Below are 14,520 nucleotides of genomic sequence, written 5' to 3'. Positions count from 1 at the left end.
AGTCCCTGTCATCGGGACGTGGGGCCAGTACGACCTTCGCACAAGGAAGGAGCCGGAGGATCTCTCCCCCGGCCCCTCGGCTAGCTGGCGGATGCCGTCAGGCAAGCTGCGCTAGGACTCGGCATACATCGCCTTGAGCTTGAGCAGGTGCTGGTAGCGATCCATGGCCGCCGCCTCGTTGCGCGCGAAGAGCTCCGCCGCGCGCTCGGGGAACTCGGTCGTCAGGCGGGCGTAGCGGGCCTCGTTCATCAGGAAGTCCTGATAGCCGCCCTTGGGCTCCTTGGAGTCCAGGACGAACTTCTTGCCGGCGGGGGCGTCGGGGTTGAAGCGGAAGAGGTTCCAGTAGCCGCAGTCGACTGCCTTCTTCATCTCGTTCTGGCAGTTGGTCATGCCACCCTTCTTGATGGAGTGCATCTCGCAGGGGCTGTAGCCGATGATGAGGGAGGGGCCGTCGTAGGCCTCGGCCTCCTGGATGGCCTTCAGGGTCTGCATGGGGTTGGCGCCCATAGCGACCTGGGCCACGTAGACGTAGCCGTAGGACATCGCGATCTCGGCCAGGGACTTCTTCTTGGTCTCCTTGCCGGCCGCCGCGAACTGGGCGACCTGGCCCAGGTTGGAGGCCTTGGAGGCCTGTCCGCCGGTGTTGGAGTAGACCTCGGTGTCGAAGACGAAGACGTTCACGTTGTTGCCGGAGGCAAGGACGTGGTCGAGCCCACCGAAGCCGATGTCGTAGGCCCAACCGTCGCCGCCGAAGATCCAGAAGGACTTCTTGGTGAGGTAGGACTTGTCGGCCAGAATCGCCTTGGCGCCCTCGGAGCCGTTCTTCTCGAGCTCCTCGACGTACTTGGCCGCGGCGGCCTTGGACTCGTCGGTGTCCATCTTGGAGTCGACCCACGCCTGGCCGGCAGCCTTGAGCTCCTCGGAGACGCCGTCGGCGGCGATGAGCTCGGAGGTCATGGCCTCGAGCTTGGCCTGCTCGGCCATGTAGCCCACGTAGAGGCCCAGACCGTGCTCGGCATTGTCCTCGAAGAGGGAGTTGTTCCACGCGGGGCCATGGCCCTCGGCGTTGACCGTGAAGGGCGAGGTGGCCGCGGGGTTGCCCCAGATGGAGGAGCAGCCGGTGGCGTTGGAGATGAACATGCGGTCGCCGAAGAGCTGGGTCACGAGACGCGCGTAGGAGGTCTCGGCGCAGCCGGCGCAGGAGCCGGAGAACTCCAGCAGGGGCTTGTGGAACTGGGAGCCCTTGACGTTGTTGCCCTGGAGCTCCTTCTTCTCGGTGACGTGGTTGACCGCGTAGTCCCAGACCTGCGCCTGGTCGGACTCGCTCTCCTGGGGAACCATGGTGAGGGCGTCCTTGGGGCAGACCTTGACGCAGTTGGTGCAGCCCATGCAGTCCAGCGGGGAGACGACGATGGCGAACTTCAGGCCACTGTCCTTGGGCATGGTGACGTCGAGCATGCGCATGTTCTCGGGCGCGGCCGCGACCTCGTCGGCGTCAAGGGCGACGGGACGGATGGTGGCGTGGGGGCACACGTAGCCGCACTGGTTGCACTGGATGCACTTGGACTCGTCCCAGTGGGGGACCATGACGGCGGTCCCGCGCTTCTCGTACGCGGAGGCGCCGAGCTCCCACTGTCCGTCGGGGTTGTCCTTGAAGGCCGAGACGGGCAGGGAGTCGCCGTCCATCAGGTTGATGGGGCCGAGGAGCTCCTTGACCTGCTTGACGATGGCCTCGCGGCCCTCGAGGGACAGCTCGACGTGCTCGTCGGTCGCGGTCGCCCAGTCAGCGGGGATCTCGAGCTTCTTGAAGGCGGTTGCGCCGGCGTCGATGGCCTTGTGGTTGGCGGCGACGACGGCCTCGCCCTTCTTGGAGTAGGACTTGGTGGCAGCGTCCTTCATGTACTTCAGGGCGTCCTCGGCGGGCAGGACCTTGGCCAGCGCAAAGAACGCGGACTGGAGGATGGTGTTGGTGCGCTTGCCCATGCCGACCTCGATGGCGAGGTCGATGGCGTCGATCGTGTAGACCTGGATGTCGTTCTTCACGATGTAGCGCTTGGCCTCGGCGTTGAGGTGCTGCGAGAGCTCCTCGAGGTCCCACTGGCAGTTGATCAGGAAGGTGCCGCCGGGCTTGACGTCACGCACCATCTTGAAGCCCTTGGTGATGTAGGAGGGGTTGTGGCAGGCCACGAAGTCGGCCTTGGTCACGTAGTAGGGCGAGCGGATGGGAGAGTCACCGAAGCGCAGGTGGCTGACGGTCACGCCGCCGGTCTTCTTGGAGTCGTACTGGAAGTATGCCTGGACGTACTTGTCGGTGTGGTCGCCGATGATCTTGATCGAGTTCTTGTTCGCGCCGACCGTGCCGTCGCCGCCGAGGCCCCAGAACTTGCACTCGATGGTGCCGGGGGCCGCGGTGTTGGGGGTGTCCTCCTCGCGCGGGAGCGAGAGGTTGGTGAGGTCGTCGACGATGCCGATGGTGAACTCGCGCTTGGGCTCGTCCTTCTTGAGCTCGGTGTACACCGCGAACGCGTCTGCGGGGGTGGTGTCCTTGGAGCCCAGGCCGTAGCGACCGCCCACGACGGTGAGGTCGCTCATGCCGGCCTCGTAGAGGGCGGTGACGACGTCCTGGTACAGGGGCTCGCCGATGGAGCCGGGCTCCTTGGTGCGGTCGAGGACGGCGATCTTCTTGACGCTCTTGGGGAGCGCCTTGACGAAGTGCTCGATGGACCAGGGACGGTACAGACGGACCTTGACCAGGCCGACCTTCTCGCCGTGCGCGTTGAGGTAGTCGATGGCCTCCTCGAGGGTGTCGCAGAAGGAGCCCATGCAGACCACGACGCGGTCGGCGTCCTCGGCGCCGTAGTAGTCGAAGAGGTGGTAGCTAGTGCCGAGCTTCTCGTTGATCTTGTCCATGTAGGACTCGACGACGGCGGGAAGCGCGTCATAGGTGGCGTTGCAGGCCTCGCGATGCTGGAAGAAGATGTCGCCGTTCTCGTGCGCGCCGCGGACGTGCGGGTGCTCGGGGTTCAGGGCGTGGTCGCGGAAGGCCTGGACCGCGTCCATGTCGAGCATGTCCTTGAGGTCCTCGAAGTCCCAGGTGGCGACCTTCTGGATCTCGTGCGAGGTGCGGAAGCCGTCGAAGAAGTTGACGAAGGGCGTCTTGCCCTCGATGGCGGCGAGGTGGGCGACGGGGGCGAGGTCCATGACCTCCTGGACGTTGCCCTCGGCCAGCATGGCGAAGCCGGTCTGGCGGCAGGCCATGACGTCGGAGTGGTCGCCGAAGATGTTCAGCGCGTGGGAGGCGACGGTGCGCGCAGACACGTGGAAGACGCCGGGCAGGCCCTCGCCGGCAATCTTGTACATGTTGGGAATCATGAGGAGCAGGCCCTGGGAGGCCGTGTAGGTGGTGGTGAGGGCACCAGCACCCAGCGAGCCGTGGACGGTGCCTGCGGCACCGGCCTCGGACTCCATCTCGACGACGCGCACGGGCGTGCCGAAGACGTTCTTCAGGCCCTTGGCCGCCCACTGGTCGACATGGTCAGCCATGGGGCTGGACGGCGTGATGGGGTAGATGCCCGCGACCTCGGTGAAGGCGTAAGACACCCAGGCTGCCGCCTCGTTGCCGTCCATAGACTTGAATTTTCTTGCCATATCCTCTCCTTCGAAGCGATACGGTCCACCACACCGGTGGCTGTTGCAGAATCACGCCCCAGGACCCTCGGTCCCGGGGACCAGCGCTGCTTGGACCTCCGCCACGCGCCTCTCCATGCGGCAACGGCCCAGACACGTCTCACTATAGCGCAACGGACAGGCACGGGAGCCTCCTTTGTCAGGCCCCCGGGAGCATTGCGGCCCCTCGGGCCGCCAGGGCGGACGATGGCACGCAGGGATGGCCCCCTCAGCCGGCCGCCGGCCGGATGAGCTGGGATTATGCTCGTGCGCGACACGATCGGGGACACCACGCGCAAAAAGGGGGAGGGGATCCTCTCCCCTCCCCTCGTGACGCGTTCGCACGGCGTGGCGGCGGGCCCCAGGGGGCCGGGTGCCGCCTAGTCGAGCTTCGAGTTGATGCGCTCGGCGATGCTCGCCTCGTCGGTGGCGCCGAGGACGTCGTTCCTGAAGCCCTCGTCCATGAGCATGACGGCGACCTTCGAGAGGAGCTGCAGGTGGGTGGTGCCCGCCTCGGCCCCGGGGACGAGCAGGGCGATGGCCACGACGATGGGCTTGTCGTCCATGGACTCCCACTCGACGTCGCCCGCGAACTTGACCACCATGACGGTGGCCTCCTTGACGGCGGCGGACTTGGCGTGGGGGATGGCGAAGCCGGACATCATGCCCGTGGTGCCCTCTGCCTCGCGCGCCTTGAAGGCGTCGAGGACGGCCCGCTCGTCGTCGGCGACGCCCAGCTCGACCGCCTTCCTGGAGAGGAACTCGAGGGCCTCGTCTACGTTCTTCGCGGGGTTGTCGAGGAATACGTGCGATGCCTGGACAAAGTCACTCATTGGCTGCTCCTTCGGGACGAGGGCGAGAACCGCGCTCTGTTTCGTGCCTGGCAGGCAGGCTGGCATGCCTGCGCACCAGGCCCTGGCAGGTGCCAGAAAGACAAGGTCAGGATACCACCATTGGAACCATGCGGTCCCATCGAGGCCGCCTAGCCGCGCTGGAGCAGCGCCTCGTAGGCGACTCCGTACATGCCCGCGTCGTTGCCCAGGACGCAGGGCAGGATGCGCGCGGCGGCGGAGGGTGCCAGGCAGTGGGAGCGGAAGGATCGGGCGAGCTCCTCTCCGAAGAGGTCGAAGGCGCCCGCGACGCCGCCGCCGATGAGGAAGACTGCCGGGTCCACCACGGCGGAGACCTGCGCCAGGGCGAAGCCCAGCTTCTGGCACATCTGGCCCACGGCCCATGCCGCCGCCTCGTCTCCCTCGCGGTATGCGTCGAAGACGGCGACGGCGTCGGTGGCATGCGCTATGGGAACGGGCCTGGCGCCCGTCCGGGCGCAGCGGTCGCGATACAGCCAGACCAGGCCCTTGGCCGAGGCGTACTGCTCCAGGCAGCCCCTCCTGCCACAGCCGCAGACGCGCTCCTCGCCGGGCTCCACCGTGAGGTGCCCCACCTCGCCGGCAGCCCCGAAGGCGCCGGCGACGAGCCTGCCGTCCACCACCACGCCCGCCCCGACGCCCGTGCCCAGCGTGATCATGACGAAGCTCCCCATGCCCTTGCCCGAGCCCTTCCAGAGCTCGCCCAGGGCCGCGGCGTTCGCGTCGTTCACGAAGGCGAGGGTGGCCCCGGGGTACGCCTCCCTGAGCGCGGCGCGCAGGCCGTCCGCGTCGAGGTCGATGTTGGCGAGCAGACCCACGCAGCCCTCGTCGTCCACGGGCCCGGGAACGTCCAGCCCCACCGCCAGGAGGTCGTCCGCGACCCTGCCCTGGCCGGCCACGAGCGCGTCCAACCCCTCGACGATGCGCCGGAACGCCTCCTGCCCGACGATGGAGCCCGTGGGGATCTTGGTCGTGCCCAAGAGCTCGCCCTCGCAGCTCATGAGCCCCGCCTTGATGGAGGTTCCGCCCACGTCGATTCCCAGCACGCAGGACCTGCCGTCGTCGGTGCGACCGCCAAGCTCGTCGGACATGTCCCTCTCCTTCCGTCGTCGTTGCCGGGCGGGCCGCCCGACCCGAGGCCCCCGGGCCCCGGCCCGTCTGCAACGATTATCCAACAAGACGCCGCCAGCGGGACCGGGGCGCACGCAGACGGTGTGGGCGGCCGCGGAATCGTGACGGGTCCCGGCGCTTCGGGGTTAGACTCTGGACAGGCAGACAAGACGCGCCCGCGCGAGCGGGCAGAGAAGAGGAGCTCACATGGCCGAGACCACCGACGGCATCCCCAGCTTCGACGACCTCGACGAGCCCGTCGCCGCCACCGCGACGACGACCGCGGGGCAGACCAGCATCCCCGGCATGCCCGCCAGCCCCAACCCCGCCGCCCTGGCCAACCCAAAGGCCGACATCGCGGCCCTGAACGACCTCGAGCGGCACCTCTTCGCACACCGCTATGCCTCCATCGGCATCGAGTGCTACGGCCCCTCGATCGACCCCGAGGCGGCGACGGGAGACCGCGGCGAGGCCCTCTCCATCCTCCAGGAGGAGGACCAGGCGCTGCTCTGCTCGGCCGAGACGGGCGCCCTCCTCGAGCGCCTCGGCTCCGTGGGCGAGCTCCTCTCGCCCACCCAGCGCGCCCAGGTGCGCGTCCTGACGCGCGACCGCTCGAGGCTCGTAGACATCCCGGCCGTCGAGGCGTCCGCCTTCACGCGCCTCACCACCGAGTCCGACGCCGTCTGGCGCAAGGCCAAGGACGCCAACGACTGGGCCTCCTTCGAGCCCTACCTGGACCGCGTGGTCGACTCCATGCGCCGCATCGCCAAGCTTCGCAGGCCCGAGGCGGACCCCTACGACGTCTGGCTCGACGACTTCGAGCACGGCAGCGACCGCGCCTTCTATGACGCCTTCTTCTCGCAGGTGAAGGAGACCGTCGTCCCCCTGCTGGCGCAGATCCAGGCAAAGCGGTGGCAGCCCAGCCGCAGCTGCGTGGAGGGCAAGTTCGACGAGAGGCGCCAGTGGGAGCTCGCGAGCAACCTCATGGCGCTCGAGGGCCTCGACCCCAAGGTCATGTTCCTGACCAAGACAGAGCATCCCTACTCGGACGCGCTCACCACCAACTACGCCGTCATCGCCGCGCACGTCCACCCCGATGACGTGGTGAGCAACGTGTACACCATGCTCCACGAGGGCGGTCATGCCCTGTACGAGACAGGCGTCGACCCCAGCCTCAACTACACCTCGCTCAAGGGCGGCACCTCCTCGGGCATCCACGAGAGCCAGTCGCGCTTCTTCGAGAACTACGTCGGCCGCGACCGCGCCTTCGCCCCCACGCTGCTCGGGACCATGTCCCGCCACTTCAGGGGCCAGCTGGGCCGCGTTACGCCCAACCAGTTCTACCTGGCGACAAACCGCGCGGAGGGCTCGCTCGTCCGCACCGAGGCCGACGAGCTCACCTACCCCCTGCACATCCTGATCCGCTACGAGATCGAGCAGCTGCTCTTCTCAGGCGAGGCGAAGGCGGCGGACGTCCCGGGGCTCTGGAGGCAGCGCTACAAGGACTACCTGGGAGTCAAGGTGACCGACGACACCCACGGCGCCCTGCAGGACACCCACTGGGCCGACGGGCTCTTCGGCTACTTCCCCACCTACGCGCTGGGAGGCGCCTACGGGGCCCAGTTCCGCCACCGCATGATCGAGGAGGGCATGGACTGGGAGGGCGTGCTCTCGTCGGGCGACCTCGCCCCCATCCGCGCCTGGCTGCGTGACCGCGTGTGGCGCTTCGGCCGCTCCAAGGACCCCGCGCAGATCGTCGAGGACGCCTGCGGAGAGCCCTTCGACGCGCGCCACTACTGCGACTACCTGGTCGAGAAGTTCTCGGCCATCTACGGCCTGTAGGGCAGGGGCCAGGACCGGGCACGCGCCCCGGACGCACAGCCGTCCGGGGCCTTCTTGTGGGGAGGGCGCATGAGGGCGCTGCTTCAGAGGGTCACGGACGCGGAGGTGCGCGTCGAGGGGGAGCTCAAGGGACGCTGCGGCAGGGGCTACCTCGTGCTCCTCGGCGTGGGCCCCGACGATGACGAGGCCACCGCCCAGAGGCTTTGGGACAAGGTCCGCCGCCTCAGGGTGTTCGACGACGAGGACGGCAGGATGAACCTCTCGCTTGCCGACGTGGGAGGCGAGGTCCTGGTGGTGAGCCAGTTCACCCTCTATGCCCAGACGCGCCACGGGAACCGCCCGGGCTTCACGGGCGCCGCCCGGTCCGACGTCGCCGTCCCCCTCTACGAGCGCTTCTGCGAGCTGGCCGAGGGGGACTGCCCCCACGTGGGCCGTGGCGTCTTCGGGGCCGACATGCAGGTCTCTCTCGTGAACGACGGCCCCGTGACGATCTGGCTCGACACCGACGAGCTCGCCGGCCCAAGGAGGTAGCGGGGCTTTTCCCTGCTTTGCAAACGCTGCGAAACCGTTCGCCGAAAAGCAGCTAGACTATTGGGCACATTTGGCGTTAACCAAGGAGAGGTTCTATCAAATGAAGAAGTTCATGAGCGAGTTCAAGGAGTTCATCGCCAAGGGCAACGTGATGGACATGGCCGTCGGCATCATCATCGGCGGCGCCTTCACCGCCATCGTGACGTCGCTGGTGTCCAACATCATCAACCCCCTCATCACCCTCGTCACGGGCGGCGGCACCGGCGTCTCGGGCCTGCAGATTCCCGTCAACGCCGACACCGTGATCGACTTCGGCGCGTTCATCTCGGCAATCATCAACTTCCTGATCATTGCCTTCGTCGTCTTCTGCATGGTCAAGGCCCTGAACAAGATGCAGGAGCAGGCCGACAAGCTCCGTCACAAGGAGGCCGTCGAGGAGGCCGCGGCCGCGCCCGTGTGCCCCCACTGCCTCGAGGAGGTCAAGGAGGGCGCCACGCGCTGCCCCCACTGCGGCGGAGAGATCGAGGGCGGCGCCCACGCGGCATAGGCACCGCGCTACCGGCACTCAGCCGGGACATGGCAAGGCCAAGGGGGACGTGCTCGGGCGCGTCCCCCTTTCTTGTGTCCCGCCATCATGGGAGGCGAGTGCCTCGGGGCGGATTCCCAGCGACGACAGGCGGACGCCAGGCGCAGGCGGACGCCACCGAAGCAGGTAAGCACCCTCGGGCGGATGCCGCGCGGCTATTCCTTCTTGCGAGGCTGGAAGCGGTCACAGATGTTCTTGGTCCGGAGGTACTCCCTGCCAAAGGGGTCGCGTACCGGAACCAGGCCGTCCTCGCGCACGACGAAGTACATCTCGGGCTCGTGATGGACGCGGGGATCGGCCAGGGTGAAGCCCCGGCTGCAGGTCCCCTGGTACATCCCGGTCCTCTCGTTGAGCGAGAACTCGGCAAAGACGCAGTCGCTGCAGTGGAGCCCTGCCATGGCCATCCCCTCTTCCCCTGGCGCGGCACTCCCCGGCGCGCGCCCCTGTCTGCATTCTATTCCTAGGCGAGAGGAACTTCTCCCTTGTGCCCGTCCTTCGACCACGCTCCGCGTCACGAGGAGTAGCCTGAGGTCAGTCAATCGCCAGGAGGGCAGCATGAACGACTTCATCTTCCAGTCACCCACCCGCTTCGTCTTTGGCCGCGGCTTCGTCGACCGCGTGGGCGAGGAGGTCAGGGGGCTTGGCGCAAGACGCGCGCTCCTGGTGTATGGTGGCGGATCCGCCGCGCGCTCCGGCGCGCTCGACCGCGTCCGAGCCTCCCTCGCCGCGGCAGGCGTCGACTTCGACGAGCTGGGAGGCGTGCGTCCCAACCCCGAGGTCTCCCTCGTGCGCGAAGGCATCGAGCTCGCCCGTGCCCAGGGCGTTGACCTGGTGCTCGCCCTGGGCGGCGGGTCGGTGATCGACAGCTCCAAGGCCATAGCCTTCGGCGTGCCCTACCAGGGCGACGTGTGGGACTTCTTCTGCGGGAAGGCGAAGGTCGGCGCCTGCCTCCCCGTCGCCGTGGCGCTCACCATCCCCGCCGCCGGCTCCGAGGGTTCCGCCTCCTGCGTCATCAGCAACGACGAGCTGCAGGTCAAGAAGGGCACGAGCTCCGATGCCCTGCGCCCGCGCGTGGCGGTCATGGACCCCGAGCTGACCTTCGGGCTCCCTCCCTACCAGACCGCTGCGGGCGTGACCGACATGATCTGCCACGTCTGCGAACGGCTCTTCAGCAACGCCGGACCCGTCCCCGTGACCGACAACGTCGCCCACGGCATCATCCGCGCGATCATGGGCGCGGCGCGCGTGGTGCACGGGCGGCCCGACGACTACGACGCCCGCGCCACGCTCATGTGGGCGGGCAGCCTGGCGCACAACGACCTCTGCGGCTGCGGAAGGGGGCCTGCCGCCGGCAGACGTGCGGGCGGCTGGGAGAGCCACGGCCTCGAGCACGAGATATCGGCCCATCACCCCGAGGTGGCCCACGGCGCCGGCCTGGCGGTCATCCTCCCCGCCTGGATGCGCTTTGCCTGGCGCTCCAACCCGCAGCCCTTCCTCTCCTTCGCCCGAGGGGTCTTCGGAATCGAGCCGGACGACGACAGCGATGCGGCACGGGAGCGCGCCGTCCTGGCGGGCATCGACGCGCTCGAGGACTTCCTCGCCCAGCTGGGAATGCCGCGCACCTTGGGCGAGCTGGGCCTCTCGCCTTCCAACGTCGACGCCTGGGTTCGCACCCTGGCCCAGAACAAGGGCCCGGTCTTCGGAGAGGTCAGGCCGCTCGACATGGACGACGCCCGGGCGATCTACCTCTCCGCGTTCTAGTCGCATCGCCCGCGCACATGCCCATCGCACGTCGCCCGCCCGCGGCAACGTCCTGCGCGACTTTCTCACGCGTGACTACGTCCGACGCGTCTCGATTCTGCGCGAATACGTCCGATACGTCTCGATTCTGCGCGAATACGTCCGATACGTCTCTCCGCCCTCCGGCAACTGGGCAAACGCGACGGCATTAGACGCGTTCGACGTAGTCGGGCTTAAAGGCCGCGCATTCGACGTAGTCGGATGTAAGTGCGGCGCGTTCGACGTAGTCGGCGGAAGTCCTAGACGCCTGCGCGGGAGAGGAATGCGGAGAGGATCTGGGCGTATCCCTCCTGGCCCAGCGCCTCGCGCGACTCGGCATGGCCCGCTCCCGGGACCAGGTGCAGCTCGACGTAACCCGCGGTCGCGTCGCGCAAGCGTTCGCTGTTGGAGGGTGGGATGAGGGCGTCGTCCTCCCCGTGGATGAGGCAGAGGGGGACGCGGTTGCCCGCGAGCGCCGAGACGGGGCTCGTCTCGGCGAGCTCGAAGCCATAGCGCAGGCGACAGGCTGCGTCCACCACGGGCAGGAGCGGACCCACGCGCGCCTGGTCGTAGCCGGATCGGAGGAGTTCGCGCAGGTTGGCGAAGGGGCAGTCCGCCACGGCGAAGTCGACCTTCGGCCTCGACCCCAGGGCACAGAGCGTGGTGGCGCTCCCCATAGACTCCCCCATGAGCCCCAGGGTGATGTCCTCGCCGAAGCGCTCGCGGGCGTCCGCCACGAGCGTCAGGAGGTCCTCCGACTCGGCCTTGCCCAGGGTGCAGGTGGCAGGTGCGTTCTCTCTGTGGGCGCGTAGGTCATAGACGATGCAGTTGTAGCCGAGGCTCCCCCGGCACCGACGTACTTCGCGGCACCGTAGCGATTGGCCCTGAACCCATGCGAGATGATCACGTAGCGGTCGCTGGGCTCGGGCGCGCTCACGAGCTCGCAGTGGAGCTCGTAGCCGTCCTTGCCGGGCGCGACGTACGCCGTCCTCTCCAGCGATTCGAAGTCTCCCCAGAGCCCGTGGTCCTGCTCCCATCGGCGCTCCTCTGTCAGGCTGTTCCCGTGGGGGCGTGCGATGGTCGAGGCAATGTAGAGCGCGAAGCCGCACACCGCAAGCACGGCAAGGAGGACGAGGGCGAGCGCCATGGAGGCTAGTCGGGGCATGTCTGGGGCTCCTCTCGCCCGTGGGCACTCTCGGGACGTCGCGTCCAGTCTAGGCCTCGGTCTGCCCCATGGTATCCGGGTCGAGGGTAGGACCCATCCCAAAACGCTTTGTCAACTCGGCATATAATTTGGGAGTGACTGTTTCCTTGGAGGAGGAATACATGGGAATTCGCACCCGCAGGGCCCACATGCACTCCCGCACCCACGTGGTGGGGTTTGGCATCGCCGGGGTCTTCGGCTTCATCGCCCTGCTGTTCGTGACGCTGGCGATCTCTCTCGGCGCCATGGTGAGCAACTGGCTCCAGAGCCTGCCCGACTACTCCTCGGCCAACGCCTACCTGGTCGCCGAGCCCACCACGGTCTACGCCGCGGACGGCTCCACCATCGCCGAGTACTACCTGCAGAACCGTAGGAGCGTCGACCTCGACCAGATCTCGAAGTACGTCCTCCAGGCCACGGTCGACACCGAGGACCGCCGCTTCTACCAGCACAACGGAGTGGACCCCCAGGGCATCCTGCGCGCGGTCGTGGCCCAGCTCGGCGGTGGCTCCGAGGGCGCCTCCACCATCACCCAGCAGCTCGTCCGCAACACCGTCCTCTCTGACGAGCAGTTCGAGCAGACGATCAAGCGCAAGGTCCGCGAGGCGTACATCGCCATCCAGATGGAGAAGATGTACAGCAAGGACCAGATCCTGAACATGTACCTCAACACAATCTACTACGGCCACAGCGCGTACGGCATCGAGGCGGCGTCCACCACCTACTTCAACAAGCACGCGAGCGACCTGACCCTGGCCGAGGCGGCAACGCTGGCCGGCCTCCCCCAGTCCCCCTCCGCCTACGACCCCTTCTCGAACCCCGAGGCGGCGACGGCCCGGCGCAACACGGTCCTGGACCACATGCTCAACGAGGGCGACATCAGCCAGGAGGACCACGACGCCGCCGTTTCCGAGGAGCTCACCCTCAACGAGGGCAGCTTCTCCGAGACCGCGGCGAACTACCCCTACTTCACCGACTACGTGAAGCAGCTGCTCCTCGAGGACTTCGACCAGGACACCGTCATGCAGGGCGGCCTCAAGGTCTACACCACCCTCGACCCCAGCAAGCAGGCGGCGGCCGAGGATGCCGTCCAGAGCCGTCTCGAGTCCATCGGGAACGACCGCCTCGACGCCGCACTCTGTGCCGTGGACCCCAGCACCGGCTACATCGTCGCCATGGTGGGCGGCCGGGACTACTCGGAGAACCAGTTCAACCTGGCCACGCAGGCTCGCAGGCAGCCGGGCTCCAGCTTCAAGATCTTCACGCTGGCGGCGGCGCTCAACGCGGGCATGAACCCCAGCGTGCTCATCAACTGCAACTCCCCCATGCAGTTCACCCCCACCTGGAAGGTCCAGAACTTCGGCAACGAGAGCTACGGCACCCTGAGCCTCGCCAACGCCTTCGCCATCTCGTCCAACACGGGCTTCGTGCAGGTCATCGAAGCCGTCGGCGCGGACAAGGTGGTCAGCATGGCCAAGGCCATGGGCATTGACGTCGACCTTCCCGCCTACGAGTCGATCACCCTGGGCACCGAGGGCGTGCCCCCCGTGCAGATGGCCGAGGCCTACGCGACCATCGCCTCCGGCGGCGTGCATCGCGACGCCATCGCCATCACCAAGATAGAGGACCGCAACGGCAACACAGTCTACGAGCACCAGGACAGCCCCACGCAGGTCATCGAGCCCTCCGTGGCCCAGGACATCCGCAAGGTGACCCAGGGCGTCACGCGCAGCGGCGGCACGGCGAGCGTGGTGGGCTACACCATGAGTGCCAACCAGCCCGTGGGCGGCAAGACCGGCACTTCCGAGAACTACCGCGACCTCTGGTTCTGCGGCATCACCCCGCAGCTCTCCGTCGCCGTGTGGTGCGGCTACCAGGAAGAGGCCCCCGTCATCGTGGGCGGCTCCTACGGCCACCCCTACAACACCGCCGTGCCCATCTTCGTGAGCTTCGTGAACCAGGCCCTCGACGGCGTCGACCGGGCGGAGTTCCCCAGCGTCACGACCAGCCCCACCTACAAGGAGAACAGCTCCTGGAAGTTCAGCAAGACCAACGAGTACACGAACAGCAACTATTACTACTACGAGACCGTCGAGGACGACGAGGAAGAGACCCAGGTCGACGAGGAGACCCAGAGGCAGACTCGCGAACGCACCCGTGACGAGTCCGAGTCCGGAGGCGGCACACAGGCTACGCCCGGCGCGTCGACGGGCGGGGCGTCTGGCGCGTCGACGGGCGGGACGTCCGGCACGGGCGAGTCCACGCCCCCGGCCGAGACGGCGGGCGGAGGCAGATCGACGACTGAGTAGGCACCTTCCCCACGCACATTGCCGCAAGACACGCTTGCCCCCGGCGCCGGAAGTGCGCGTGCCGGTGGCAAGCCGCTTTCTATGGCAAAAGATGCGAGCGAGAGGTGCGCCCTTTCCTACTTGTTGTGCGTGTCCCTCAGCTTGCTGACCAGGTTGACCAGGTCCTTCGCGGCATCCTCGCTGCCCGAGACGACCAAGACGGTGTCATTGCCGGCAACGGAGCCCTTGACCTCGGGAAGCGCGGCGGCGTCGACTGCGGCGGCGACACCAGGGGCGGTGCCGGGCTGCGACTTGATGACCACGAGGTTGCCAGCCCTCTCCACGTCGCTCACGAACTCGGAGACCATGCGCTGCAGGTGAAGGTCCTCGGCCAGCACGTAGATGCCCTCCGCGAGCTTGCGCAACCCCATGTCCGCGATGTCGCGCGAGACCGTCGCCTGAGTGCAGTTGTAGCCGATGGACTGAAGCTCATCCACCAGCGCCCGTTGGGTGCGGATCGACTTGCCCCTCACGATGTCCCTGATGGCGTCCTGCCTGTTGTTGCGCCTCTTGACCACTACTCGTCCTCCCAATATGCATGCGTCGACGAGCGACGCGATTCTCACCCTTTACGCATATGCGATA

12 protein-coding genes are annotated in these 14,520 nt (G+C 67.5%); 5 read left to right on the top strand and 7 right to left on the bottom strand.

The window, feature by feature from the left end; all coding sequences use genetic code 11:
- Positions 1–111 precede the first annotated feature (111 nt).
- The 3 genes from nifJ to HMPREF1868_RS01805 form a co-directional block, all read right to left on the bottom strand.
- Positions 112–3,648 (bottom strand): pyruvate:ferredoxin (flavodoxin) oxidoreductase, encoded by a 3,537-nt coding sequence (nifJ, locus tag HMPREF1868_RS01815; RefSeq protein WP_062529845.1) that lies wholly within the window; start codon positions 3,646–3,648, stop codon positions 112–114.
- A gap of 398 nt (positions 3,649–4,046) precedes the next feature.
- Positions 4,047–4,499 (bottom strand): PTS sugar transporter subunit IIA, encoded by a 453-nt coding sequence (locus tag HMPREF1868_RS01810; protein ID WP_009279627.1) that lies wholly within the window; start codon positions 4,497–4,499, stop codon positions 4,047–4,049.
- Between the two features lie 149 nt (positions 4,500–4,648).
- Positions 4,649–5,626 (bottom strand): ROK family protein, encoded by a 978-nt coding sequence (locus tag HMPREF1868_RS01805; RefSeq protein WP_062529842.1) that lies wholly within the window; start codon positions 5,624–5,626, stop codon positions 4,649–4,651.
- Between the two features lie 226 nt (positions 5,627–5,852).
- Between HMPREF1868_RS01805 and HMPREF1868_RS01800 the strand changes: the two genes are divergently transcribed.
- The 3 genes from HMPREF1868_RS01800 to mscL all read left to right on the top strand — a co-directional run bounded on the left by HMPREF1868_RS01800 (position 5,853) and on the right by mscL (position 8,565).
- Positions 5,853–7,487 carry a carboxypeptidase M32 gene (locus HMPREF1868_RS01800; protein ID WP_082719471.1) on the top strand — a complete coding sequence of 545 codons (1,635 nt, stop codon included), beginning with the start codon at positions 5,853–5,855 and terminating at the stop codon, positions 7,485–7,487.
- A 69-nt stretch (positions 7,488–7,556) separates the two neighbouring features.
- On the top strand, positions 7,557–8,018 hold the full coding sequence (gene dtd / locus HMPREF1868_RS01795; protein ID WP_062529840.1) for a D-aminoacyl-tRNA deacylase: 462 nt from the start codon (positions 7,557–7,559) through the stop codon (positions 8,016–8,018).
- 100 nt (positions 8,019–8,118) lie between these two features.
- A complete protein-coding gene (gene mscL, locus HMPREF1868_RS01790; RefSeq protein WP_009279631.1) occupies positions 8,119–8,565 on the top strand; it encodes a large conductance mechanosensitive channel protein MscL in 447 nt (148 codons plus the stop codon).
- A gap of 194 nt (positions 8,566–8,759) precedes the next feature.
- Here mscL and HMPREF1868_RS01785 read toward each other — a convergent pair whose 3' ends face one another.
- Positions 8,760–9,002: a hypothetical protein gene (locus tag HMPREF1868_RS01785; RefSeq protein WP_062530401.1), complete on the bottom strand. Its 243-nt coding sequence runs from the start codon at positions 9,000–9,002 to the stop codon at positions 8,760–8,762.
- 157 nt (positions 9,003–9,159) lie between these two features.
- On the opposite strand from HMPREF1868_RS01785, the gene HMPREF1868_RS01780 reads away from it, so the two are divergent.
- On the top strand, positions 9,160–10,365 hold the full coding sequence (locus HMPREF1868_RS01780) for an iron-containing alcohol dehydrogenase (RefSeq protein WP_062529838.1): 1,206 nt from the start codon (positions 9,160–9,162) through the stop codon (positions 10,363–10,365).
- A 278-nt stretch (positions 10,366–10,643) separates the two neighbouring features.
- Here HMPREF1868_RS01780 and HMPREF1868_RS09805 read toward each other — a convergent pair whose 3' ends face one another.
- A complete protein-coding gene (locus HMPREF1868_RS09805) occupies positions 10,644–11,120 on the bottom strand; it encodes an alpha/beta hydrolase (RefSeq protein ID WP_197414918.1) in 477 nt (158 codons plus the stop codon).
- 5 nt (positions 11,121–11,125) lie between these two features.
- Positions 11,126–11,548, bottom strand: coding sequence for a hypothetical protein (locus HMPREF1868_RS09800; RefSeq protein WP_197414917.1), 423 nt, complete (start codon positions 11,546–11,548; stop codon positions 11,126–11,128).
- 161 nt (positions 11,549–11,709) lie between these two features.
- Between HMPREF1868_RS09800 and HMPREF1868_RS01770 the strand changes: the two genes are divergently transcribed.
- The gene (locus HMPREF1868_RS01770; RefSeq protein WP_062529836.1) at positions 11,710–13,896 is read left to right on the top strand and encodes a transglycosylase domain-containing protein; all 2,187 of its coding nucleotides are present in this window, start codon (positions 11,710–11,712) and stop codon (positions 13,894–13,896) included.
- Between the two features lie 116 nt (positions 13,897–14,012).
- Here HMPREF1868_RS01770 and HMPREF1868_RS01765 read toward each other — a convergent pair whose 3' ends face one another.
- The gene (locus HMPREF1868_RS01765) at positions 14,013–14,453 is read right to left on the bottom strand and encodes an arginine repressor (RefSeq protein WP_009279636.1); all 441 of its coding nucleotides are present in this window, start codon (positions 14,451–14,453) and stop codon (positions 14,013–14,015) included.
- Positions 14,454–14,520: the final 67 nt, after the last annotated feature.

The organism is Olsenella sp. DNF00959, from assembly GCF_001553055.1.
In the GTDB taxonomy this organism is placed as follows: domain Bacteria; phylum Actinomycetota; class Coriobacteriia; order Coriobacteriales; family Atopobiaceae; genus Olsenella_I; species Olsenella_I phocaeensis.
This window is presented reverse-complemented; position numbering and strand designations above follow the sequence as displayed.